This is a genomic window from Streptomyces sp. NPDC053493 (assembly GCF_044544825.1).
Lineage (GTDB): Bacteria > Actinomycetota > Actinomycetes > Streptomycetales > Streptomycetaceae > Streptomyces.
Genome location: NZ_JBITXS010000003.1, coordinates 506,883 through 531,436 on the forward strand (window position 1 = coordinate 506,883; position 24,554 = coordinate 531,436).

Genomic DNA, 24,554 nt, shown 5'->3' on the forward strand with positions numbered 1-24,554 from the left:
GTCGCACGCCCGTCCCCGCCCGGAGAGACCGGCTTCGCCCGGCCGGTCGCGGGCGCCGGTATCGTGGGCGGCCGCCCCGTTCCCGTCCGGCCCGCGAAGGAGGATCACGCCGTGCCGAAAGGTGTCACCAAACGCCGTCCCCGTACCCGTGCGGCCCTGCTGAAGGCGGCCCTGGAGACCTTCGCCGAGCACGGCTTCCAGGCCGCGTCGATCGAGCAGATCTGCGAGCGCGCCGGATTCACGCGCGGCGCGTACTACTCGAACTTCGCGAGCAAGGAGGAGCTCTTCCTCGCCCTCTTCGACGAGCACGGCGAGCAGATCGTGCGCCGGCTCGCCGACGCGATCGACGCGCTCGCCCCCGAGGACTACACCCTGGAGAAGCTCGCCGAACTCGCCTCGCGGGTCGAGCCGGACGAGCGGGACTGGTACGTCGTGAGCATGGAGTTCACGCTGCACGCCATCCGTGACCGGCAGGCGGCGTGGGTGCTGGCCCGGCACGACGCCCGGCTGCGCGCCGAGATCGCCCGCGGCCTCGCCCTCGTGGTGCGCCGGGCGGGCCGCGAACTCACCGTGGACGCCGACCGGTTCGCCCGGCTGGTCGTCGCCCTGCGCGAGGGCGGCCTGGCGCAGAGCTACGTCGAGCCGGAGGCGCTGCCGCCCGGCAGCCTCGAAGCCGACTTCCTGGCGCCCCTCCTCCAGGCGGTCACCCGCCCGTCCGGCTGAACCGCCCGACCGGCTGAACCGCCCGGCGGCGGGCGTCAGTCGAAGAGGTCGGGGTCCGAGGCCTCGATCTGGTCCCACAGCGGGCGGGCCTGGAACCAGCCGGCCATCGAGGTGCCCACCTGTCCGCGCGTCAGCAGCGCCGTCTCCCGGTCGATCAGCTGCGGCGTGCCCGCGGCCATCGCCAACAGCTGGGCCTGGCAGGAGCGTTCCATCGTGACGAACCACCAGACGGCCTCGGCGACCGACCCGCCGACCGTGAGCAGGCCGTGGTTCTTCAGGATGACCGCCTTGTACGAGCCGAGCGCCTTCGCGACCCGCTCGCCCTCCTCCAGCTCGTTGACCACGCCCCGGTAGTCGTCGTAGATCCCGTGGTCCTCGAAGAACGCGCAGGCGTCCTGCGTGATCGGGTCGAGCGGCACGCCGAGGCTGGAGAAGGCCTTGCCGTGCAGCGAGTGCGAGTGCGCGGCGGCGATCGCGTCCGGCCGGGCCGCGTGGACCTGGGAGTGGATGACGAAGGCGGCCCGGTTGACCGGCCGGCCGCCGTCGAGCACCCGGCCCTCGTGGTCGACCCGGATCAGGTCGGAGGCCTTGATCTGCGAGAAGCTCATGCCGAACGGGTTGACCCAGAAGGTGTCCGGCTCCCCGGGGTCGCGCACGGTGATGTGCCCGGCGACGCCCTCGGAGAAGCCGAACCTCCCGAAGATCCGGAAGCCGGCCGCCAGTTGTTCCTTGCGGTAGCGGCGCTCCTCCTCGACGGAGTCGAAGCGCGGCGGCAGCGGCAGCGTGACGCCCTCCGGCAGCGGACCGACGGCGGCGGCGAGGGCGGGCGGCAGGGTGCTCATGAGGGTCCTCCGGCGGTACGGCAGGTCATCGGGCCGCCAAAAGATACAGCGGTGTATCCGATACGACAATGACCGCACCGCTCACCTCGGAACCGGGCAGCCCCGGACCGCACGCGCCCCGCCGCCCCGGCCCTCAGCCCCGCGGCGCCCCGAACCGGGCGAGCAGATGCCACACCCGCTTCACGTCCTGCCGGTCCTAACGGCCCGACTCCGCCGCCTCCTGCACGATCCGCGCGTCCAGCCACCCGTCCACGGCGATCTCGGCGCCCAGCTCCACGTACCCGGGACCCCGGTACCCCGGGTGCTCGCGCAGCTCGTCGACCGAGAGCCGGAAGCCGCCGTGCCACTCCACCGGGCAGGGCAGGGCGCGGGCGGCGGCCTCCACCTCCGTGCCGCGGAAGCTCGGGTCCAGGACGAGAGCCTCCACGTCACGGCCGATCTCGACCGGGCCGTGCACATGGGCCTCGACGCAGTCGTCGAGCACGTCGACGTCGTCCGCCTCGGCGAGCGCGATCAGGGCCATCCGCTCCGCGACGCCGAAGTCCTCCGGCTCCATGACGCTGTCCGGATAGCAGAAGGTCGTCCGGGCCAGGGTGGCCGCGGTCAGACGGAAGTGCGCGGAGCCGAAGCGGTGGGCGGCGCCGTAGGGGCGGCGACGGTGGTCGAGAGCGCCGTACACGGGCCGCTCGTGCGCCGGCGCGTCGTCGTACGCCCCGCCGAATATGCGGCTCTCCCAGCGCCACCGATCCCCGCCGGGGCGGGCGGTGAGTCCGCCGTTGCTGGTACCCGTGACGAACTGGGAGCGATAGACACCGTCCTCGCCGAGCCGGTCGAGGAAGGTCGGGTGGAAGTTGAGCGTCACCCGCAGTGCGGGAGGCACGGGCCCGCCCGTGGCCAGGGCGGAGACATGGGCGAGGGCGCGGCGCGGCCTGGGCAGAAGATCCATTGGCGCAGTCTGCCGCAGGTCCGTGCCTTGCGGCGCACGCTTTTGACCGACTACGGTCGACCGGGACAGAAAGCGCTTGCTCCCCACGCTTGCTCCCCGCGCTCGCGCCCGGGAGCGGCAGACCGGCGAAAGCGAATAGAGGAGTCCCAGGATGCGGAGCAGCGACACCACGGCCGGACCGGGTGGCGCCCGCGACGTCCTCGTCTACACCCGCACCGCGGGCTACCGGCACGACTCGATCCCCGCCGGCGCCGCCGCCCTCACCGAGCTCGCCACCGCCGCCGGACTCTCCGCCGAGACCACCGAGGACCCCGCCGCCTTCGCCCCCGGCCGGCTCGCCCGCTGCGCCGCCGTCGTCCTGCTCTCCACCACCGGCAGCGTGCTCACCGACGCCGGCCGGGCCGCCTTCGAGGCGTACGTACGGGCCGGCGGCGGCGTCCTCGCGATCCACGCCGCCGCCAACGCCGAACCCGACTGGCCCTTCTACGGCGAACTCCTCGGCACCCGCTTCGCCGGCCACCCCGAGATCCAGCCCGGCACCGTCTGCGTCGACGAGCCCGCCCACCCCGCGACGGCCCCGCTCCCGGAGCGCTGGGAGTGGACCGACGAGTGGTACAACTTCACCGCCGATCCGCGGGCCGCGGGCGTCCGCGTCCTCGCCCGCGCCGACGAGACCCGCTACCGCGGCGGCACCCACGGCGCCGACCATCCGCTCGTCTGGTGCCGCGACGCCGCGCCCGGCCGCGGCCGCGTCCTGTTCACGGCGCTCGGCCACGCCGCCGAGGCCTACGCGGACCCCGCCTTCCGCGCCCACCTGGCCGGCGCCCTCGACTGGGTGGCCGGCCCGCGGTGACCCCACCGGGCCGCCCCGATTTGCGCGCGGCGCCCGGTCGCGAAAGGTTGCCGGTGGGGGCGTAGGCCAGGAGGAGACGACATGGGCATCGCCACCGTGAACCCGGCGACCGGCGAGACGCTGCGCACCTACGAGGCCCACGGGCCCGACGAGGTCGAGCGCCGCGTCAGCGCCGCCCACGAGGCGTACCGGCAGTACCGCATCACGCCCTTCGCCGAACGCGCCCGGCTGATGCGCGCCGCCGCCGCCCTCCTCGAGGAGGACACCGACGACATCGCCCGCACGATGACCACCGAGATGGGCAAGCCGATCGCCGCGGCCCGCGCCGAGGCCGGCAAGTGCGCCAAGACCATGCGCTGGTACGCGGAGCACGCCGAGGCCCTGCTCGCCGACGAGCACCCCTCCGACCACGACGTCCAGGACTCCGGCGCCGACCTCGCGCGCGTCCACTACCGGCCGCTCGGCCCGATCCTCGCCGTCATGCCCTGGAACTTCCCGCTCTGGCAGGTCATCCGCTTCGCCGCGCCCGCGCTCATGGCCGGCAACACCGGGCTCCTCAAGCACGCCTCCAACGTGCCGCAGACCGCCCTCTACCTCGGCGAGCTGTTCCGCCGCGCCGGCTTCCCCGAAGGCTGCTTCCAGACGCTGCTGATCGGCTCCGGCGCCGTCGAGGGCGTGCTGCGCGATCCCCGCGTCGCCGCCGCGACCCTCACCGGCAGCGAACCCGCCGGCCGCTCCGTGGCCTCCATCGCGGGTGACGAGGTGAAGAAGACCGTCCTGGAGCTCGGCGGCAGCGACCCGTACATCGTCATGCCCTCCGCCGACCTGCCCAGGGCCGTGAAGACCGCCGTCACGGCCCGCGTCCAGAACAACGGGCAGTCCTGCATCGCGGCCAAGCGCTTCATCGTCCACCAGGACGTCTACGACGACTTCGCCGAGCGCTTCACCGCCGCCATGAACGCCCTCACCGTCGGCGACCCGCTGGAGGACGACACCGACGTCGGCCCGCTCGCCACCGAACAGGGCCGCGCCGACCTGGAGGCCCTCGTCGACGACGCCGTGGCCGCCGGCGCCACCGTGCTGTGCGGCGGCGGCCGCCCGGACGGGCAGCCGCGCGGCTGGTTCTACCGGCCCACCGTCCTCACCGGCATCACGCCCGAGATGCGAATCCACCGCGAGGAGACCTTCGGCCCGGTCGCCACGCTCTACCCGGTCGCGGACATCGAGGAGGCCGTCGCCGTCGCCAACGACTCGCCCTTCGGCCTGAGTTCGAACGTCTGGACCCGCAAGGACGAGGACGTCTCCTTCTTCGTACGGGACCTGGAGGCGGGCGGCGTCTTCGTGAACGGCATGACCGCCTCGCACGCCGCGCTGCCCTTCGGCGGGGTCAAGCGCTCGGGCTACGGACGCGAGCTCTCCGGCCACGGCATCCGCGAGTTCTGCAACGCGACCACGGTCTGGCAGCGCGCCTGACCCCTGACAGCGGCTCGTCAGCGGCCGTGCTCGTCGAGGGCGCGGGTGCGCAGGGCGAGCAGGGCCTCGAAACGGAAGGCCGGATCGCTCAGCCGGTCGCCGAACAGCTCCTCCAGGCGGCGCAGCCGCTGCCGGGCCGTCTGCGGATGGATGCCCAGCGTCCGGGCCACCTCGGGTGCCGAGCGTCCCCAGGAGCCGAGGAGGGCCTCCAGGGTCTCGGCGAGACGCGCCGCCCGGCCCTCCGGCAGGCCGTCGAACGCGCCCAGGACCCGGCGGCCGAGCAGCCGGCCGATCGGCGCGCCGCGCAGCAGGTGCAGCCGGGCCAGGTCGTCGTCGGCGCGCAGGAACGAGGCGGCCCCGCCGGGCGGGCGGTGGTCGAGGGCGAGGCGGGCGCACTGGAGCGAGAGCCAGGCCGCCGTCGGCTCCACGGCCGGGCCCGCGGCGGCGTCCCGGTCCCGCGCGGCCGCCCGTATCCGGTCGAGAAGACCGCCGGCCTCCGGATCCGGCACCAGCAGCACCGTGTCCCCGCCCCGGGTGACGGACAGCAGCGCGTCGTCCGCGCCCGGTACGGAGAACCGGGCCGCCCCGCGCACGAGAACGCACGCCACGGTCGCCGGCAGCGGCCAGCGGGCCCGCTCGGCGAGCGGCCCGAGGGCCGCGCGTTCGCCGTCCCGTTCGCCGTCCCGGACCTCCCGGCCCAGCCCGGCCTCTCGGGACGCGTCGAGCAGCCGGTCCGCGAGCGCCCTTCGGGCCCGGCGCGCCTCGCCCTCCGCGCGGTGCCGCGCCGCGAGGAAGCCCTTGACCGCCTCGTCCGACAGGACGCTGATGTGGACCAGGACGGCCTCGTGGAGCGGCACGACGACCTGCGGCGGCAGCCCGGCCTCCTGGGCGATCTCCACGTACCGGCGACTGCCGACGCGTGCCCCGACCCGGAAGGCGGCCTGGATGCCGTCGGTGGTCCGGCCGGCCAGGAACTCGATCCGGCCGAGGTGCCGGAAGTGCCCGGCGTGGTGGTCCTGGACACCGTCCGGATGCTCGATCAGCTCGGTGAACTGCCACAGGGCCCGGCGGATCGCGGCCGTCAGGTCACGCCCGACGGCCGAGTCGACCGGGCGGCGGTAGGCGGGGACCTCGGCCCGGATCGCCTCGCCCATCTCGGTGACGATCCCGTCGATCCGCGGCCGGATCAGCCCGGCGAGGACCACGGGCAGCTCGTGCCAGGGCCGGCGGACGAACGGGTCGGCGGACGGTGGCGACGACGCCATCGGAGACCTCCGTCGGGTGCGGGTGCGGGTGCGGGTGCGGGTGCGGGTTCGGGTGCGGTTGACAGTGCGGGGTGCGAGGTGCGGGCGACCGGAACGGTCGGCGAGCGGGCGCTGCGCGGGGTGAGAGGCGGTCCGCGAAAACTGTCACGCGGGTGACATCTTCCGGCTCGGGCCGCGGTCCGCGCTGGTGGCGCCCCGACCGCCGACGCGAGCGTGGAGACGACGTTACGCGCCGGTAGCTTCCGTGTCTCGCCCTTGTGACCACGACATCGAGGCCGCCCGCGCTCCGCACCCGCCCAGCACGGCAGAGGAGATCACCCATGTGCAACACCAGGGCCTGGCGCACCGCGCGCCCTCGCCTTCTGGCCGCCGCGTTGTCCGGCCTCGCCACCGCGGCCTGTCTCGGCGTCGCGGGCACCACCACCGCCGGGGCGACCACCGTCGCGTACGGCTCCACGGCCTCAACCGCCTCCACGGCCTCCACGGCCTCCACCGCCTCGACGAATAAGGCGGACCAGCCGGACCAGGCGGAGCCGACCGTCCCGGCCGCCGACCCGGTCGGTCCGCCCCAGGACGGCTTCCCGGCCGCCCTCGGCTACTCCCTGCTCCACCCCACCGCCGTCCCCGCCGGCGCGAACGACTGGAGCTGCCGCCCGAGCGCCGCCCGGCCCCGGCCCGTCGTCCTCGTCCACGGCACCTTCGAGAACCGCTACGCCAACTGGGCCGGCCTCGCCCCGAAACTGAAGCAGGAGGGCTACTGCGTCTTCGCGCTCAACTACGGCGGCAGCGGCTCGGGACCCGTTATGGCCACCGGCGACATCCCCGCCTCCGCGGCCCAGCTCGCCGCTTTCGTCGACCGCGTCAGGACCGCGACCGGCGCCGGCCGGGTCGACCTCGTGGGTCACTCCCAGGGCGGCCTGATGCCCCGCTACTACCTGAAGAACCTGGGCGGCGCGGCGAAGACCGCCCACCTGGTGGCCCTGTCACCCACCAACCACGGCACCTCGCTGTGGGGCCTCGGCCTGCTCGCCCGCTCCTTCCCCGGCGGCGACGCGCTCACGGGCGCCTCCTGCGGCGCCTGCGCCCAGCAGGTCACCGGCTCCGGCTTCCTGACGGCGCTCAACGAGGGCGGCGAGAGCAGCCCGGACGTCTCCTTCACGGTCATCGCCACCCGCCACGACGAGGTCGTCACGCCGTACACCTCGTCCTTCCTCGCACCGGCCCTGGGCGTCGTCAACCAGCGCGTGCAGGACTACTGTCCGCTGGACCTCACCGGGCACACCGACATCAGCTACGACGCCACCGCCACCCGCCTCGTCCTCAACGCCCTCGACCCGGCCCACGCCCGGCGCCCCGACTGCCTCCCGTAGGGTCCTGGCCTCGGGTCCACGCCAGGAGGTCGTCCGCGGACCGGGTGTTGATCACCCGGTCCGCGGGCACCGCGCACTCCTCCGCCCGCGCGCAGCCGATGATCTGCCACGACAGCTGGCCCGGCGCGTGGGCGTCCGTGTCGATCGCGAAGGACACCCCGGCGTCCACCGCGATCCGCAGCAGCCGCCGGGGCGGATCGAGCCGCTCGGGACGGCTGTTGATCTCGACCGCCGTGCCCGACTCGGCGCAGGCGGCGAAGACCCGCTCCGCGTCGAACTCCGACTCCGGACGCAGCCGCCCGCCGGTCACCAGGCGGCCGGTGCAGTGACCGAGCACGTCCATCAGCGGGTTGCGCACCGCGCGTTCCATCCGGCGGGTCATCGCCGCCGCGTTCATCCGCAGCTTGGAGTGGACCGAGCCGACCACCAGGTCCAGCCGGTCGAGGAGTTCGGGCTCCTGGTCGAGCGAGCCGTCCTCCAGGATGTCGCACTCGATCCCGGTCAGCAGCCGGAACGGCGCCCACTCCTCGTTGAGCCGGGCCACCACGTCCAATTGCTCCCGCAGCCGGTCGGCGGACAGCCCGCGGGCCACCTTCAGGCTCGGCGAATGGTCCGTCAGGACCGCCCACTCGTGGCCCAGCCGGGCCGCCGCCCGGCCCATGTCCTCGATCGTGCTGCCGCCGTCCGACCAGTCCGAGTGCAGATGGCAGTCGCCGCGCAGCGCCGCCCGCAGCGTCTCGCCGCCGTGCGCCTCCGGGACCGGGATCTCCCGCTCCAGTCGCTCCAGGTACTCCGGCACGCGCCCTTGCAGCGCCTCGCGCACCACCGCCGCCGTCTTCGGCCCGATGCCCTTCACCGACTCCAGCGTGCCGGCGGCGGCCCGGCGCGCCACCTCGTCCGGGCCGAGGTCGGTGACCGCCGCCGAGGCCGTACGAAACGCCCGGGACCGGTAGGCGGGCGCCTGCGCGCGCTCCAGCAGGAACGCGATCCGTTCCAGGGCCGCCACCGGATCCATCGTGCCGCACCGTCCTTCGCTCAGTCGTCCGCCGTGCCCGAGGTGCCGTTCCCCGACGCCGGCCCGATCTCGCACCACACCGCCTTGCCCTCGCCGCGCGGCTCCACGCCCCACCGGCCGGCGATCGCGTCCATCAGCAGCAGCCCGCGCCCCGAGGTCGCCGCCTCACCCGGTGTGCGCCGCCGCGGCCAGGCACTCGACCGGTCCTGCACCGACAGCCGGACCCGCCGCACCGGCTCCGGCAGCACCTCCAGCGTCAGCACCGCGCCGCCCTCCGTGTGCAGCAGCACGTTGACCAGCAGCTCGCCCGTCAACAGCTCGGCGTCGTCCGCGAGTTCCGGCATGCCCCAGTCCACCAGGGCCTGGCCCACCGCGGCCCGGGCGTCCGACAGGCCCTGCGGATCGGCCTGGTGGATGTACTGGTGGATGCGCGGCGCCCGCGGCGTGCCCGGGTCCGGGCTGCGCCGCAGCACCAGCAGCGCCACGTCGTCGCCCGAGCCCCAGCGCTCCCACAGCCGCTCCGACAGATGGTCCGCCAGCGCCTCCGCCTGCGGCGGGCCGCTGCTCACCGCGTCGGCGAGCGCCGCGAGCCCCGCCTCGATGTCCGTGCCCGGCTGCTCGACCAGCCCGTCCGTGCACAGCACCAGCGTCTCGCCCGGCACCAGGTCGAGCCGGGTCTCCGGGAACTCCTCGTCCTCGAAGACCGTCGCGAGACCGAGCGGCAGGCCGCCGCGCAGCTTCGGCCGGCCCACCCGCCCGTCCGTGTGCCGGATCAGCGGCCCCAGGTGCCCCGCCCGCACCCCGCGCACCGTGCCGCCGGTCAGGTCCACCTGGCAGTAGGTGCAGGTCGCGAAGCGGTTGGTGTCCAGCTCGGCGAGGAAGCGGGAGGCCCGGGCGAGCACCGTCGACGGGGCGTGGCCCTCGCCCGCGTACGCCCGTAGCGCGATCCGCAGCTGGCCCATGATCGCCGCGGCGTGCGTGTCGTGGCCCTGCACGTCGCCCACCACGAGCCCGACCCGCCCGCGCGGCAGCGGGATCACGTCGTACCAGTCGCCGCCGACCTGCCGTCCGCTCCACGCCGCGTGGTAGCGCACGGCGATCTCCCCGCCGGTGATCTCGGGGATCCGGCGCGGCAGCATCGTCGCCTGCAGCCCGGTCGCCAGCTCCCGCTCCTCGTCGAACAGGATCGCCCGCTGCAGGGACTGCGAGACGATCGCCGCCAGGCCGAGCAGCAGATTGCGCTCGTCCGCGTTGAAGCTGCTGCGGCGCCGGTAGAACAGCGCCATCCCGCCCAGCGTGCGGGCCTGCGCCACCAGCGGCAGATAGCAGGCCGACCGGAACGGCATCCGGCGCACGTACGGGGCGAGCTCGGGGAAGTCCTGGCCGAGCGCGGGAAACGTGGACACGAACCGCGGCCGCCCGCTCAGCACCGCCTCCGCCATCGGCAGGCTCCGGTCCAGGCGCCGGGTGCGGAAGTCGTCGAAGGCGTCCAGGGACTCGCCGCTGAGCGCGATGAGGTTGAGCGAACCGTTCTCCACCAGGCCGAGCGCCAGGCCGTCGGCGCCGAGCCGTGCCAGACCGCCCGGGCCGGTCAGCGCGGCCGTCACGTCGTCCACCGTGACCGCCCGCGACAGCGCGTACGTGGTGCGCTCCACGATCGTGGTCTGCACCTCGCGCCGCTTCTCCAGGTCGAGCACGAACTCCGAGTGCGTCACCTCGGTCGTCGCGTCCCGCGCCACTCCCACGATCCGGTGCGCCATGCCGTCGTCCCGGCGCAGGATCCGCGCGTGCACATGCGTCCATTGGGGTGTTCCGTCCGGCCGCTCCAGCCGCACATGGGCCGTGTACGAGGAACGGCCGCCGGTGATCGCGTCCCGGATGACCCGTTCCAGGCGGGCCCGCTCGACCGGGTCGAGACCCTGGACGAGCGTCGCGGGCCGCCCGTCGAACTCCTCCCGGGCAACGCCGAAGACCAGCAGCCCCGCGTCGTCGACATCGATGGTGCCCGTGTCGAGATCCCAGTCGAAGCTGCCGGTGCGGTTCATGGGGAGGCGCTCGGCCGGCCCGAGATCGCCGCCGGCCACGCCCCGCTCGTCGTCGGTCATCTTCCCCATTGTCGAACCGGCGCCCCCCGCACGCCATGGCGGCGACAACGCCACGCGGGCGGATTCGGCAGAATGGGCCGGTGCAGCCGCCCTCGCCCGACTCCGTCCTCTACCGCGTCCTCGGACCCGCGCAGGCCCGACTGGCCGACGGCCGCGAGACCGCTCCGGGCGGCGCCCGGCTCCGGGCCCTGCTCACCGCCCTCGCGGCGGCGGGCGGCCGGCCGGCCCGTACGGACACCCTGATCGCCCAGGTGTGGGCCGAGGACATCGACGCGGCCCCGGCCGCGGGCACGGCCGGCGCCGGACACGCCGCCGACCGGCTCGCCGCGCTCCAGGCCCTGGTGGGCCGGCTGCGCCGAGCCCTCGGACGTGACGCCCTCGTCTCCGAGCCGGGCGGCTACCGGCTGGCCGCCTCGCCCGCGGACATCGACCTGTTCCGTTTCGAGGACCTCGCCGACCAGGGCGTACGCGAGCTGGACGCCGGCCGGCCCGAGCGCGCCGCCCGCCTGCTCGACCAGGCCCTCGGCCTCTGGCGCGGTCCGGCCCTCGCCGACCTTCCCGGCCACGAGCACGACCCGCTCGCCGTACGGGCCGAACAGCGCCGCGCCCGCGCCCGGCGCGACCGGCTCGCCGCCGACCTCGCGCTCGGCCGCGCCCGCGAGACCCTCGCCCCGCTGGCCGCGCTCACCGCCGAGCACCCGCTCGACGAGCCGCTCCAGGCCCTGCGGATCCGCGCCCTGCGCGACGCCGGACACCACGCCGAGGCGCTCGCCGCCTACGAGACCACGCGCCGCACCCTCGCCGACCGGCTCGGCACCGATCCCGGGCCCGGACTGAGGTCGCTGTACGAGGAGTTGCTGGCCGGGCCTGAGCCGTCCGCGCCCACCGCCGGCGCACCGCGCCCGCTGCCCGCGCCGCTCACCTCCTTCCTCGGCCGTGACGCCGAACTGCGCGAGGTCGAGGGCGCGTGGGGCTCCGCCCGGCTCGTCACGCTGACCGGCCCCGGCGGCGTGGGCAAGACCCGGCTCGCCCTCGCGGCCGCCTCCGGCCGGACCGGATCCGTCGCGGTCGCCGAACTCGCCGCCGTCCGCGAGGAGTCCGCCGTCCCCGCCGCCGTCCTGACCGCCCTCGGCGCCCGCGAGACCCAGCTGTGGCCCGGTGCCGCCGCCCCGGATCCGCTCACCACCCTCGTCGAGCACTGCGCCCGCCGCCGGATGCTGCTCCTGTTGGACAACTGTGAGCATGTGGTGGGTGCTGCGGCGGCTGTGGTGGCGGTGTTGCTGGAGCGGTGTCCGGGTGTGTCGGTGCTGGCGACGAGTCGTGAGCCGTTGGGTGTGCCGGGTGAGGTGGTGCGGCCGGTGGGTCCGTTGCCGCCGGAGACGGCGGTGCGGCTGTTCGGTGAGCGGGGTGCGGCGGTGCGGCCGGGTTTCCGGGTGGAGCGGGATGCGGAGGCGGCGGCGGAGATCGTGCGGCGTCTGGACGGTCTGCCGCTCGCGATCGAGCTGGCGGCGGCGCGGTTGCGGGTGTTGTCGCCGCGGCAGATCGCGGACCGGTTGGACGACCGTTTCCGTCTGCTGACCTCGGGTGCGCGGACGGTGTTGCCGCGGCAGCAGACGTTGCGGGCGGTGGTCGACTGGTCGTGGGACCTGTTGGACGAGGGCGAGCGGGCTGTGCTGCGCCGGTTGTCGGTGTTCACGGGTGGCTGTGACCTGGAGGCGGCGGAGGCGGTGTGCGGCGGGACCGATCCCGGTGCCGCGGGCGCGGGAGCCGTGGGTGCGGGTGCCGCGGGCGAGGGCCTGGGTGGGGGAGCGGTCTCGGGTGGCGTCCTCGATCTGCTCGGTTCGCTGGTCGACAAGTCGCTGGTCGTGGCCGCGCCGGTGGAGAGCGGCATGCGGTATCGGCTGTTGGAGACCGTTGCCGAGTACGCCGCGGAGCGGCTCGACGAGGCCGGTGAGCGTGCGGTCGTCGAGCGGCGGCACCTCGTCCACTACCGCGAACTCGCCCGCCTCACCGACCCCGAACTTCGCGGGCCACGCCAGGCGTTCGCGCTGGCGCGGCTGGAGGCCGAGCACGACAACGTGCGAGGTGCGCTGCGGACCGGGGTGCGGCTGGGGGAGGAGCAGGAAGTGCTGTGCCTGGTGCACGCCATGAGCTGGTTCTGGCAGCTGCGCAACCACCAGCACGACGCCCGCACCTGGCTGCGGGCGGCGTGCGGGCTCGGACCCGACCCGTTCGCGGCGCCGGTGCGGCCGGCCGAGCCCTTCGAAGGACGGTGCGGCGACGTGCCGCCTCCCTGGGCGGGCGAGCGGCTGCGGGAGGCACGCCGCGGCGGGCGGCTGCTCGCCCTCGCCACCGAGGGCGGCGACGGCGCCACCGCGCTCGAACGCCCCGAGACCTGCGCGCGACTCGACGCCGTCATCGCCGCGTACCGTCCGGGACTGCCGCAGCTCGCCTGCCATCCCGGCACCATGTGGTTCTTCGCCCGGCTGATGCGCGGCCGGTCCGGCAGTCTCGACGAGACCCTCACCGCGCTCGTGGCCACAGCCCGCGCCCACGGCTCCGACTGGGACCTCGCCTTCGGGCTGCTGCTGCGCGCCAAGCTCCTCGGCGGCGGCAGGGCCCACGACGCGGAGGAGGCGCTCGCCCTCTTCGAGGCCGCGCGGGACTCCTGGGGCATCGCCGAGTCGCTCGCAGCGCGGGGCGAGATCCACGAGCGGGCCGGCCGCACCGACGAGGCCGCCGCCGACTTCGCCCGCGCCATGGACGCCGTCGCCCGGCTCGGCGCCCGGTCCCAGATTCCCGTGTTCAAGGCCCTGCTGGCCGCCGTCCGGCTGCGCACTCCCGCCGTGGCCGAGGACCCGCGGGCCCGCGCGGCGGCCGAGCGGATGCTCGTCGAAGCCGCCGAGGAGTCGGGAGAGTCGGGCACCGAGGCCATGAGCACCGCCCGGCTGCTGCTGGCCCAGCACTACGGCAACACCGGCCGCACCGCCCTCGCCCGCGCCCAGATCCGCTTCATGAAGGAGGAGTTCGGCGACTTCACACCGGGCCTGTTCCACGGTGTGCTCGGCGGACTCGAGAGCTGGCTCGACTGCGTGGAGGGCGCCTTCGGCCGGGCCTCGGACCGGCTCGCCCGCGCCGTGGAGGACCTGGAGCGCCTCGCCTACCTCGTCGCGCCCTATCTCGTCGTCACCCAGTTCGCGACCGCCGCCTGGGCGCGGGCCGGGACCGGCGCGGCCGAGGACGGCGCGCTGCTGCTCGGCGCGTACGACGCCCACCGCGGCACCCCGGGCGGCGCCGGCATCCGCCCGCTCACCGCCCCGACCGAGGCGTCGGTGCGCGAGCGCGCCGAGCGGGCCCTGCGCGCCGCCCTCGACCCGGAGACCTTCACCGCCCGCTACGAGGAGGGCGGCGCCCTCACGGTGCGGGATGCCGCCGCCCTCCTACGGCATCCGCCCGCCACGCTCACGGAAGGTGACCGGGCGGGTCGGTCATTGTGACATTCCGGCCGTCGGACGGAGCGGTGAAGGCGCCCGGATGCGGGACGCGGGCCCGGCCACGAGAATGGCGAGTGCCTGCAGATCGTTGCAGAACAGGAGGACGGGCATGAACGGTGAGACCGACAAGACGTCCCGGGGGGTCGGGGGGGACGTCCCGACGCCGGACAGGCTGCTGCACGCCGGGTCGGAGGGTGAGTACACGGCCGAGGACGTCGTCCTGGCCTCGGGCCGCGACGTGAATCCGAAGAACCTCGCCTGGGCCGAGCGGCGGATGGCGGAGAAGGGGCGCGCCTGCCTGGACGAGCTGCTCCCCTGACGGGTGCGTGGGACGGGCCCGTACGCCATCGGCCGGCGCACGGGCCTTCCGCATTTATGGAACACGTTCTACCGTGGCGCCGCACCGCGCGGAGCACTGAGCCACGGGAGACGTCATGCATCTCGAGTACACGCCCGCCCAGCACCGCCTGCGCGCCGAACTGCGGGCCTACTTCGCCGAACTCGTCCCCGAGGACGTGCACGCGCGCTACGCCGACCCGGCCGCCCAGAAGCGGTTCTACCGCGAGACCGTGCGCCGGCTCGGCACCGACGGCTGGCTCGGCGTCGGCTGGCCCACCGAGTACGGCGGACGCGGACTCGGCCCCATGGAACAGTTCATCTTCTTCGACGAGGCCGCCCAGGCCGGCGTACCGCTGCCGCTGATGGCCCTCAACACCGTCGGGCCGACGATCATGCAGTTCGGCACCGACGAGCAGAAGGCATACTTCCTGCCGAAGATCCTCTCCGGCGAGATCGACTTCGCCATCGGCTACAGCGAGCCCGACGCCGGCACCGACCTCGCCGCGCTCAAGACCCGGGCGGTCCGCGAGGGCGACGTGACCACCGGCCACTACACGGTCAACGGCCAGAAGATCTGGACCACCAACGGCGACACCGCCGACTGGGTCTGGCTCGCCGTCCGCACCGACCCGTCGGCCCCGCCGCACAAGGGCATCACCATGCTCCTCGTGCCGACCTCCGACCCCGGCTACTCCTGCACCCTCATCAACACCCTCGCCTCGCACGACACCACCGCCAGCTACTACGAGGACATCCGCGTCCCCTGCTCCCACCGGGTCGGCGAGGAGAACAAGGGCTGGCGGCTGATCACCAACCAGCTCAACCACGAGCGCGTGACGCTCGCCGCCCACGGCACGATGGCGATCCGGGCCCTCCACGACGTCCGGCGCTGGGCCGCCGGAACCAAGCTCGCCGACGGCCGCCGCGTCCTCGACCTGCCCTGGGTGCGCCGCACCCTGGCCCGCACGCATGTCCGCCTGGACGCCATGAAGCTGCTCAACTGGCAGATGGTGAACGCCGTCCAGAACGGCACCCTCACGCCCCAGGACGCCTCCGCCGTCAAGGTCTACGGCTCCGAGGCCCGCCGCGACGCCTACGCCTGGCTCATGGAGGTCACCGGCTCCGCCGGCGCCCTCAAGGAGGGCTCGGCCGGCGCCGTCCTCCACGGCGAACTCGAACGCGGCTACCGCTCCGCCGTCATCTTCACCTTCGGCGGCGGCAACAACGAGATCCAGCGCGAGATCATCTCCTGGATCGGCCTCGGCATGCCCCGCGTCCGCCGCTGACCGAAAGCCGCTTTCAAGCCGTTTCCCACCGCCCGAAGAATCCAGGCGACCCGCGCGATCCCGCCCCGGCCGCCCGGACATTCCACGAGATTCCCGCCCGGGCAGCGATATGCCGTGCATGCGTGGACGGTTGACGCGGCAGCGACTCCGTGTTGAAGAATCTCCCTCCATGACCGGCACCTCTCCGGCGAGGCCGCCTTCCCCTGCGCGGAAGATGGCCTGATTCGGCACGCCTCGAGGCGCTCCGGTCGACAGGACGCCCGCTCGTCGTACGGGAGTCCACGACTGACGGGCCCGGAGCCCCTGGAGCCGTGAGTTCCCCGAGGGACTGATCCGGCACCCGAGAGGCGTTGGGGTGAGCGGCCGTTCGGCCGCCGCCCCACCGCCGCTGCCGTCAAGGAAGGAACACATGAATCATCTCGACGTCGTCCGGCTGCTGGGTCTCGACGCCCCGGCGCCGCCGGAGGGGGCCGGGTACGGCCGGGTCGTCCCCGAGGACTTCGAGCTGCTGGTCCAGGCCCTGCCGCAGGGAGTGATCGCGGCCTCCGTGCTGCTCGGCGGGTCCGACGTCCCCGTGCGCTCCCTGGAGGACTTCACGCGGGACACCGCGCTGCGCATCGCCGACATGGAGGACGCCCTGGAGAGCCGCGAGCAGGAGCTCTGGCTGCCGCTGTACCCGCGGCCGCACGGCATGGTGCCCTGGGGCCGCACCGCGAACGACGGCGTGCTGCTGTGGGACACCACCGCCGCCGACACCGCGGACTGGACGACCGTCCTCACGGACACCGACTTCCAGTTCTGGCTCGATCTTCCCTTCTCCGCCTCGGAGTTCGTCGCGCGGGCCGTCATGGGCAGCGCCGAAGAAACGCCCGCCCTCGAGACGTACCAGGAGTACGAGTCGGGCTCCTTCTGGAAGGTCGCCGACGACAAGCGCGCGACGGCCATGACACTGGCGAACCGTGACATCGGGGCGGTGGAGGAGATCGTCACCCGTCTGCGGAGCATCGGCGCCCCGGGCGTGCGCGGTCACGCGCAGGAGCTGCTCGACCGGGCGGGCGAGAGGTTCGGAGCGCTCCCGGAGGACTACCGGGCGGTCATGCGGGAGTTCCCCGGCGGCGCCGTCGCCGGCGTCCGGGTCTTCCGCGCCTCGGCGGCTCCGGGCGCCCCGGCGCTGCGGCGGCTGGACGACAACGGCCTGTTCCTCCAGTGGGGCGAGGCCGGCGGCCGGGCCTTCGGCTGGCTCACCGCCAAGGGCGGCCCCGAGGAGTGGCGCGTCGCCTACGCCGAGCCGGACGGCTCGGCCCTGACGTGCCTGGAGGACCAGACCTTCGCCACGTTTCTGCGACGCCGGCTGCGGGGCGACAACGCGCTGTTCTGACCGGCGCGCCGGTCGGCGCCCCGCGACGATGTCACCGGCCACCGGCCACCGGTCACCGGTCACCGGTGCCGGTGGCCGGGGCCGCGCCCTGGTCCCGCGAGCGGCCGTGGTCGTCGGCGTAGGCGGCGAAGACCTGTTCGGCGGGCCCGTCCGTGTGCAGGAAGCGGGTGTCGAGGACGTCGGCCAGATCGTCCAGGGCCGTGCGCAGCACCGAGGCCGAGAGCCGCACGTCGGGATGGTCCGCGCGGGCGGCCAGGTCCGCCAGGCGGCCGACGTGGCCGAGCTGCCCCGCCAGCGACGTGTTCGCGTCGCCGTCGTGGAAGTAGTACGACTCGGGATACTGCATGAAGTCGACCGTGACGGTCGACAGGGCCGAGGCCAGTCCGTCCAGGAGCGCGGCGCCGCCGGCGGAGTCCAGCGCCCGCGCGTCGGTCCGGCTGCGGCGCACATGGGACAGCCGAAGGGCCAGGGCCCGGCGGCGGGCGAGGGCCGGATAGATGCCGAGGATCCAGGCGACGGTCGCCGACAGCAGCGCGAAGCCCACCAGGGCCTCCAGCGGGGCGAGCACGCGCAGCCAGTCCGAGGTCGGGGCGATGTCGCCCAGGCCGAGCGTGGCGAGGGTGACCAGCGAGACGTAGAACGCGTCGAGCGGACCCGCGTGGTCGGCGGGCGTCAGATCCGTGGCGTACGAGAAGTCCTCCGGCATCCGGGGCCAGTAGATCAGCGCACAGCCGACGGCCACGGTGAGCGACCACACGGAGACGACCGCCATCATGCCCGTCGGCCCCGCGAGACCGGCCGGCCGCCACCGTCCCTCGCGGTGCGCGGACAGCCGCCACACGGCCCGCATCAGCAGCCTGCTCAGCCCGCCGTGCCGGGTCGGGTGCCACAGCGTCTGGAAGACGTCCCGCAGGACGAAGAGCACCAGGGCCGCTCCCGCGAACCCGGACAGCCACGTCATCCCGGCCCCGCCCGCCCACGAGGCCCCGACGGGTCCGTCGGCCCCTCGGGCCCGCCCCGTCCCGTCAGCCCCGCCGGTCCCGCCGGTGGCGTCCGTCCCGTCACGCCCGTCCGTGCCTCGAGCCGGTGCCGGACGACCGCCGTCAGGGCCGTCAGCCGCGTCGACGCCGCCGGCACCGGCGCCACCGGTCCGTCGATGCGCCGCGCCTCCACCGGCAGCGCGGCGAGGTCCGTCTCGAAGCGCGCCCGGGCGGCCGCCAGGGTGTCGGGCGGATCCGTCCGCAGCCCGCCGCGCATCACCGTCCGCAGCAGCGGCTCCGTGCCCTCGGGCGGCGCCTCGTTCGCCAGGCCGACCACGTCGCGCAGCCCGGGGCCGCGGAAGACCTGCTTGGGACCCGGCGCCGTCCACGTCGTCGACGACAGCTTCATCACCGGCCGCCCGTCGTACTCCACCAGCTTGTACGCCGCGTCCAGATACGGGGCGTCGGCGGCCGTGCCCACCTTCGTGCCCACGGCGTACGCGTCGACCGGCGCGTCCTCGCGTACGAGCCCGGCGACGGCGTACTCGTCCAGGCCGCCGCTCACGATGATCCGCACCTCGCCGAGCCCCGCCGCGTCGAGCGCCGCCCGCGCCCGGCGGGCCTGCGCGCCCAGGTCACCGCTGTCGAGCCGGATCGCGCACCCCGCGCCGAGGCCGAGGTCCTTCAGGACCCGCGCCGCGGTGGCGACGCCACGGTCGGTGTCGTAGGTGTCGACGAGGAAGGTCACCGGGCCGGGATGGGTGCGGGCGAAGGCCCGGAACGCCTGCTCCTCGGAGGCGAAGGCCTCGACGTACGCGTGGGCCATCGTGCCCGCCGCCGTGATCCCGTAGCGGCGGGCGGCGGCGACGTTGCTGGTGCCGGCGAAACCGACCAGCGCGCCGAGCCGGGCCGCCTGCGCCCCGGCCTCGGGCCCGTGCGCGCGGCGCAGCGAGAAGTCGACCAGCGGCCGCCCGGCCGCGGCCAGGACGCACCGGGCCGCCTTGGAGGCGACCGCCGTCTGATGGCAGACGAGGGACAGCAGATACGTCTCCACGAGCTGGGCCTGCGGCAGCGGCGCCGTCACCTCCAGGAGCGGCTCGCCGGCGAGCACCAGCCGCCCCTCCGGAACGGCCCGCACCTGCCCGTCGAAGGACAGGCCGTGCAGCGGCTCCAGGTCCTCCACCGGCCGCCGCAGGACCTCGGAGAACTCCAGGAGGTCCGCCCGCCCCACCCGGAAGCGGGAGAGGAAGTCGAGGGCCGGCTCCAGGCCCGCGGCCACCAGGAACCCGCGTCCCGGCGGCAGGTCGCGCACGAAGAGGCTGAACGTGGCCGGCGCCCGCATGTCCTCCCGCAGGTACGACAGCGCCATCGTGACCTCGTACAGATCGGTGGTGGTCACCTCGGACATGCTTCGATCATGCGCGCCGCACGCGCGGCCCGCACCGTCTGACCGTGCCGGGTGCGGACCGCCGGGAGTTCTGGCGGCGCGGGAGGAGTGGCACACTGACGCGGTTCGATCATGAGGATCCGGATCCGTTCCGGAAGCGCCCGAGGAGCCGTGCCGTTGAGCGTCACCATCGCAGGACAGATAGACATCGCGGGCCCGGTGGGCAAACTGCTCCACCGCCGCCCGCTCCACAACGGCACGGTCATGCAGTCCTTCGCCGTCGAACCCGCCTCCGGCGACGTGTTCGTCCTCCAGGTCATGGACGGCGGGATCCGGCTCGCCGACGAGCCCGCCGCCCTCGACTACCCGACCCGCAAGACGCGCGGCGACCTGTGCCTCACCCGCCTCGGCACGACCGGGACGATCACCGGCCACATGTACCTGCGCGGGTTCGGACACGGCGTCAGCCTCGGCGTCGAGAACCGCGCCGGGCAGATCTGGCTGTGGACCGAGGCCGAGTCCACGCCGAACTCCAAGAACGAGGGCTACGGCACCGCCGTGGTCAGCTTCCGCTACGCCGACGGCGACGTCGTCGACTCCGGCACCGCCCGGCACACCCCGGCCTACACCCCGGACCCCGCCGCCCGCTTCCTCACGCCCGCCGTCGACCACAGTGCGAACGAGCTGATCCTGCGCTACACCCTCGACGGCGGCACCCACTGGGCGCGCTACGACCTGGCCAAGGCCGCCGCCGGCGTGTGGGAGCAGATCCAGCGGATCACGCCCGCCATCCCCGCGGACGGCACCGACTTCCAGGGCTACGCGTCGCACGCCGGCGTGCTCTACACGCTGAAGGGCCAGAGCCTGGAGACCGCTCCGCTGCCCGGCAACACCTGGCTCACCGCCTTCGACTGGGCCACCGGCGCCCAGCTCGACCACCAGCACGTCACCGCCGCCCCGGGCCTGGTGTGGCGCGAGCCCGAGGGCATGGCCGTCTCCGTCCGCGACGGCGTCCCGCACCTCCACTTCGGCTTCGCCTGCGAGAACCCCGGCCCGCGTACCTGCACCGTCCTGTCGCTGTCCGCCGCGCCCGAGACCGACGGCGTCAAGGTCCTCACCGACTGGCAGCCGCTGGAACTCGCCGCCGGAGTGAGCCCGGACCAGCACGCCCCCCAGGGACGGCTGATCAGCCTCGCCGGCACCACGACCCTCCAGCTCAGCGGCGGCGTCAAGGGCACCTTCACCGCCGACACGGTCATCGCCACCCTGCCCGACTCCCTCACCCCGAGCGTCGTCGCCCGCGCCACCGTGCCGCGCGACACCACCGCGGGCGGCCCCGCCGTGGCCCGCGTCGAGGCCGGCACCGACCGGCAGCTGCGGCTGTTCGGCGGGCGCGCCACCAACCCCATCACCTGGGCGCAGCTCGACGACGTCAGCGCCGTCTGGCGCTGACCCCTCCTCGTCCGTCCCTTCCGCACCCGTTCCAAGGAGCCGACCACCCATGTCCCACAACCGCCGCAGTGTCCTCGGCGCGGCCCTCGCCCTGCCCGCCGCCCTCACCGCCGGCGGCCTCGCCGCCGCCGCTCCCGCGGCCGCCGCGCCCGGCGGCGTCGACGCCGGCGCCTGGACCCCGCTCGTCCTGGAGACCGGCATCACGCCGTCCGCCGGCGCCACGCCCGAGGTCCGGCTGGTCACCATCGCCGGCACCACCTTCCTCCAGGCCCGCGGCATCGTCACCTGCAACCTCGCCACCGACGCCAAGATCGGCCGGCTGCCCGACGGCTTCACCGCGCCGGCCGGCTACGTCCGCGCCGCGGCGCCCCGCAACAACAGCCAGGGCGTCAACGCCTGCCGGTTCGAGATCAACCCGAGCGGCTCGGTCAGCGTCTTCGGCGGCAACGCCGGCAACCCGATCACCTGGGTCCAGTTCGACTCCGTGCAGACGGTCTGGCGCTGACCCGTCGACCTACGGGAGCGGCGGCCCTAGCGTGGGGCCATGCGGACCGACGCGACGACGATCCTTCCCGACCCGGGGCTCTTCGGCCCCGGGTCCGTCACCTGGCAGCTCCACGGCGACCCCGTGATGTGGATCGGCGGGGTGCGCGCGCTGTTCCTGCAGGCGCTGCACCCCGTCGCCGTCCGCGGTGTCATGATCAACAGCGACTTCCGGCGGGACGCCTGGGGCCGGCTGATGCGCACCGCGAACTTCGTCGGGACGCTCAGCTACGGCACCACGGAAGCGGCCGAGGCCGCCGGCGCCCGCGTCCGCAAGATCCACCGCCTGCTCGGCGTCGACGACCCGGAGCTGCTGCTCTGGGTCCACTGCGCCGAGATCGACTCGTACCTCGAGGTCGTACGACGCTCCGGCATCCCGCTCGACGACGCCCAGGCCGACCGGTACGTCGACGAACAGCGCGCCGCCGCCCGGCTCGTCAGCCTCGACCCGGACCGGGTGCCCGGCGACACCGCCGCGCTCGACCGGTACTTCGCGGACGTCCGGCCGCAGCTCGCCGCGGGCGCGGACGCGCACACCGTCGACACCTTCCTGCGCAGGCCGCCGGTCCGGACGGCCCTCGTGCCCGCGCGCGAGGTGTTCTGGCGGCGCGTGGCCGCCCTCGCGTACGACACCCTGCCTCCGTACGCCCACGAGCTGTACGGCCGGCCCGCGCCGCCGCCGCAGACCGTCACGTACCGGCTGACCGCCACGGCCAATCTGCTGCGCTGCATACCCGACCGGCTCCGCTGGCGGCTGCCGCCACGCCATGTCCTGCGCGCGATCGAAAGGCTCGGCCCGCGGACCCGACCCGCGCCGTACAGTCTGCGCCGGTCGGCAGCCATACTGGACGGGCCGGGGAGGGAGCGGCACGACAACGGGGCAAACGGGGGCGACAGCACGCGATGGCGGACACGGACACCAGGCTGATCCAGGGCCGGTACCGGCTGCAGGAGGTGATCGGCCGCGGCGGCATGGGCGAGGTGTGGCGGGCCACCGACGAGTCGCTCGGCCGGCGCGTCGCCGTCAAGTGCCTGCGGCCGCTCGGCCAGCAGCGCGATCCGGCCCACCTCACGGTGCTGCGGGAGCGCTTCCGGCGCGAGGCGCGGGTCGCCGCGTCGCTCCAGCACCGCGGCATCACCGTGGTGCACGACTTCGGCGAGTCCGATGGCGTCCTCTTCCTCGTCATGGAGCTGCTCGAGGGGCGCAACCTGAGCCAGCTCCTCGCCGACAACGGCAAGCGGCCGCTGGCGGTCGCGCAGGTCGTCGACATCGCCGAGCAGGTCGCCGACGCCCTCGCCTACACGCACCGGCAGGGCGTCGTGCACCGCGACCTCAAGCCGGCCAACATCGTCCGGCTCGGCGACGGCACGGTGAAGATCTGCGACTTCGGCATAGCGCGGCTCGGCGCGGACATCGGCTTCACCTCGCGCCTCACCGGCACCGGCATCGCCATGGGCACCCCGCACTACATGAGCCCCGAGCAGATCGGCGGCCACGAGGTCGACCACCGCAGCGACCTGTACTCGCTCGGGTGCGTGCTGTACGAGATGGCCACCGGCGTGCCGCCGTTCGACCTGGGCGACACCTGGGCCATCCTCATCGGCCACCGCGACACCGTGCCCACGCCGCTGCGCAGCCACCGCGCCGAACTGCCGGGCTATCTGGACCTGATCGTCCTCGACCTGCTGGCCAAGACCCCGGACGGACGTCCCGCGGACGCGGCCCAGGTCCGCGACCGGCTCACCGCGGGCCGCCGGCCGGCCGGGCCCTGGCCGGTGCTGCCCGCCCTCCCGGCCTGGGCCGCCACCCTGGCCCCCGGCCGCCCCGCCACCCGCCCGGCCCCGGCCGCCCCGCCGCCGACAGCGGCGCTGACGGGCACGTGGACGCGCCCCGCCGTCCCGGCGGCGACCGACTCCGGTCAGGCGCCCGGGCCGGTGGCGCCCGGCGCGGGTCCCACGACCGGCACCGGCACCTCCGGCACCTCCACCTCGGAGCTCGTCGCCGTGCTCGCCGGGCGGCACCGGGCCGGGCTCGGGCTGGGGCGGCTGGGCAGGTGGCGGGAGGCCGTCGAGGTGTTGGAGACCGTCGTACGGGACCGGGCGCACGTGCTCGGCGCGGACCATGCCGACACGCTGACCAGCGGATACGAGCTCGGGTTCGCGCTGGCCCGGCTCGCGCGTCCCGCCGAGGCGCTGCGGCGGTTCGCGGCGGTCGCGGAGGGACGGGCCCGCACGCTCGGGCCCGACCATCCCGAGACGCTCGCGGCCCGGCAGGAGACGGCCTACGTGCTCGGCGGACTCGGGCGGCACGCCGAGGCGCACACCGTGTACGAGGAGGTGCTCGCCGCGCGGGAGCGGACCATGGGGCCCGAGCATCCCGACACCCTGCGCTGCCGGCACAACCTCGCCTACACCCTCGGCCGGACCGGCCGCGTCGCGGAGGCGTACGCGACCGCCCGCGAGGTCGCCCACGCCCGCACCCGGCTGCTCGGCGCCGACCACCCGGACACCCTGGCCACCCGCCACGAGGTCGGCCAGGCCCTCGGCCGGCTCGGCCGCTGGTCGGACGCGCTCGCCGAGTACCGCGAGGTCGCCGCGGCGCGCCGCGCCGTCCTGGGCCCGGACCACCCGGACACGCTCGCCGCCCGCTACGAGAGCGGCATCTGCCTGGGCCGGCTCGGCCGCGCCGAGGAGGCCGTCGCGCTCTACCGCGAACTCGTCGACGCCCGGACCCGGGCCGCCGGCCCCGACGACCCGGAGACGCTGCGGGCCCGGCACGGACTGGGCGTGAACCTCGGCCGGCTCGGCCGCTGGGGCGAGGCCCTCGCCGAGGCCCGCGCGGTCCACGCCGCCCGGGCCCGCGTCCTGGGCGCCGACCACTCCGACACCCTGGCCAGCCACCGCGAGACCGCCGTCGCGCTGGGCTGGCTGGGCCGCTGGGACGAGGCCCTCACCGCGTACCGGCACGTCACCGAGGCCCGTACCCGCCTGCTCGGCGCCGACCATCCCGACACCCGCGCCGCCCGCGCGGACGAGGCCCACTGCCGCGCCCGCCTGCCCGCCGGCGGCTGACGAGGACCGGCGCACCGCACCCTGGTGGGAC

19 protein-coding genes are annotated in these 24,554 nt (G+C 74.8%); 12 read left to right on the top strand and 7 right to left on the bottom strand.

What is annotated here, in order from left to right; translation table 11 throughout:
• Positions 1-111: 111 nt before the first annotated feature.
• On the top strand, positions 112-723 hold the full coding sequence (locus ACIGO8_RS12145) for a TetR/AcrR family transcriptional regulator (RefSeq protein WP_399727888.1): 612 nt from the start codon (positions 112-114) through the stop codon (positions 721-723).
• 35 nt (positions 724-758) lie between these two features.
• On the opposite strand, the gene ACIGO8_RS12150 is transcribed toward ACIGO8_RS12145, so the two are convergent.
• Positions 759-1,565 carry a class II aldolase/adducin family protein gene (locus tag ACIGO8_RS12150; protein ID WP_399727891.1) on the bottom strand — a complete coding sequence of 269 codons (807 nt, stop codon included), beginning with the start codon at positions 1,563-1,565 and terminating at the stop codon, positions 759-761.
• Between the two features lie 196 nt (positions 1,566-1,761).
• On the bottom strand, positions 1,762-2,511 hold the full coding sequence (locus ACIGO8_RS12155) for a DUF3626 domain-containing protein (RefSeq protein WP_399727893.1): 750 nt from the start codon (positions 2,509-2,511) through the stop codon (positions 1,762-1,764).
• 151 nt (positions 2,512-2,662) lie between these two features.
• Here ACIGO8_RS12155 and ACIGO8_RS12160 point away from each other — a divergent pair, with 151 nt between their 5' ends.
• Both ACIGO8_RS12160 and ACIGO8_RS12165 read left to right on the top strand, forming a co-directional pair.
• On the top strand, positions 2,663-3,364 hold the full coding sequence (locus ACIGO8_RS12160) for a ThuA domain-containing protein (RefSeq protein WP_399727896.1): 702 nt from the start codon (positions 2,663-2,665) through the stop codon (positions 3,362-3,364).
• 81 nt (positions 3,365-3,445) lie between these two features.
• The gene (locus ACIGO8_RS12165) at positions 3,446-4,837 is read left to right on the top strand and encodes an NADP-dependent succinic semialdehyde dehydrogenase (protein ID WP_399727899.1); all 1,392 of its coding nucleotides are present in this window, start codon (positions 3,446-3,448) and stop codon (positions 4,835-4,837) included.
• A gap of 17 nt (positions 4,838-4,854) precedes the next feature.
• Here the strand turns inward: ACIGO8_RS12165 and ACIGO8_RS12170 are convergent, their stop codons facing one another.
• Positions 4,855-6,102 (bottom strand): helix-turn-helix domain-containing protein, encoded by a 1,248-nt coding sequence (locus tag ACIGO8_RS12170; protein WP_399727901.1) that lies wholly within the window; start codon positions 6,100-6,102, stop codon positions 4,855-4,857.
• 320 nt (positions 6,103-6,422) lie between these two features.
• Here ACIGO8_RS12170 and ACIGO8_RS12175 point away from each other — a divergent pair, with 320 nt between their 5' ends.
• Positions 6,423-7,472 (top strand): esterase/lipase family protein, encoded by a 1,050-nt coding sequence (locus ACIGO8_RS12175; protein WP_399727902.1) that lies wholly within the window; start codon positions 6,423-6,425, stop codon positions 7,470-7,472.
• Here ACIGO8_RS12175 and ACIGO8_RS12180 read toward each other — a convergent pair.
• Together ACIGO8_RS12180 and ACIGO8_RS12185 are read right to left on the bottom strand one after the other, a co-directional pair.
• Complete coding sequence (locus ACIGO8_RS12180) at positions 7,423-8,487, bottom strand: PHP domain-containing protein (RefSeq protein ID WP_399727904.1); 1,065 nt, start codon at positions 8,485-8,487, stop codon at positions 7,423-7,425. The genes ACIGO8_RS12175 and ACIGO8_RS12180 overlap by 50 nt on opposite strands.
• Before the next feature lie 20 nt (positions 8,488-8,507).
• Positions 8,508-10,592 (bottom strand): SpoIIE family protein phosphatase, encoded by a 2,085-nt coding sequence (locus ACIGO8_RS12185; RefSeq protein WP_399727907.1) that lies wholly within the window; start codon positions 10,590-10,592, stop codon positions 8,508-8,510.
• 35 nt (positions 10,593-10,627) lie between these two features.
• Between ACIGO8_RS12185 and ACIGO8_RS12190 the strand changes: the two genes are divergently transcribed.
• From ACIGO8_RS12190 to ACIGO8_RS12205, 4 genes are all read left to right on the top strand, one after another.
• A complete protein-coding gene (locus tag ACIGO8_RS12190) occupies positions 10,628-14,089 on the top strand; it encodes an ATP-binding protein (protein ID WP_399727910.1) in 3,462 nt (1,153 codons plus the stop codon).
• A 106-nt stretch (positions 14,090-14,195) separates the two neighbouring features.
• Positions 14,196-14,405, top strand: a complete 210-nt coding sequence (locus ACIGO8_RS12195) for a hypothetical protein (protein ID WP_399727913.1) — start codon at positions 14,196-14,198, stop codon at positions 14,403-14,405.
• A 115-nt stretch (positions 14,406-14,520) separates the two neighbouring features.
• A complete protein-coding gene (locus ACIGO8_RS12200; RefSeq protein ID WP_399727916.1) occupies positions 14,521-15,711 on the top strand; it encodes an acyl-CoA dehydrogenase family protein in 1,191 nt (396 codons plus the stop codon).
• A 409-nt stretch (positions 15,712-16,120) separates the two neighbouring features.
• Positions 16,121-17,089, top strand: a complete 969-nt coding sequence (locus ACIGO8_RS12205; RefSeq protein ID WP_399727919.1) for a hypothetical protein — start codon at positions 16,121-16,123, stop codon at positions 17,087-17,089.
• 52 nt (positions 17,090-17,141) lie between these two features.
• Here the strand turns inward: ACIGO8_RS12205 and ACIGO8_RS12210 are convergent, their stop codons facing one another.
• Together ACIGO8_RS12210 and ACIGO8_RS12215 are read right to left on the bottom strand one after the other, a co-directional pair.
• A complete protein-coding gene (locus ACIGO8_RS12210) occupies positions 17,142-18,050 on the bottom strand; it encodes a potassium channel family protein (protein ID WP_399727922.1) in 909 nt (302 codons plus the stop codon).
• Positions 18,047-19,477, bottom strand: a complete 1,431-nt coding sequence (locus ACIGO8_RS12215; RefSeq protein ID WP_399727924.1) for a nicotinate phosphoribosyltransferase — start codon at positions 19,475-19,477, stop codon at positions 18,047-18,049. The genes ACIGO8_RS12210 and ACIGO8_RS12215 overlap by 4 nt, the downstream gene beginning before the upstream one ends.
• Positions 19,478-19,633: 156 nt before the next feature.
• On the opposite strand from ACIGO8_RS12215, the gene ACIGO8_RS12220 reads away from it, so the two are divergent.
• The 4 genes from ACIGO8_RS12220 to ACIGO8_RS12235 are packed head-to-tail and all read left to right on the top strand — an operon-like array spanning position 19,634 to position 24,523.
• The gene (locus tag ACIGO8_RS12220) at positions 19,634-20,908 is read left to right on the top strand and encodes a hypothetical protein (RefSeq protein ID WP_399727927.1); all 1,275 of its coding nucleotides are present in this window, start codon (positions 19,634-19,636) and stop codon (positions 20,906-20,908) included.
• 49 nt (positions 20,909-20,957) lie between these two features.
• Positions 20,958-21,413: a hypothetical protein gene (locus ACIGO8_RS12225; RefSeq protein WP_399727930.1), complete on the top strand. Its 456-nt coding sequence runs from the start codon at positions 20,958-20,960 to the stop codon at positions 21,411-21,413.
• 39 nt (positions 21,414-21,452) lie between these two features.
• A complete protein-coding gene (locus tag ACIGO8_RS12230; RefSeq protein ID WP_399727932.1) occupies positions 21,453-22,379 on the top strand; it encodes an oxygenase MpaB family protein in 927 nt (308 codons plus the stop codon).
• Complete coding sequence (locus tag ACIGO8_RS12235; protein WP_399727935.1) at positions 22,355-24,523, top strand: tetratricopeptide repeat protein; 2,169 nt, start codon at positions 22,355-22,357, stop codon at positions 24,521-24,523. Before ACIGO8_RS12230 ends, ACIGO8_RS12235 begins: the two co-directional genes overlap by 25 nt.
• Positions 24,524-24,554 lie beyond the last annotated feature (31 nt).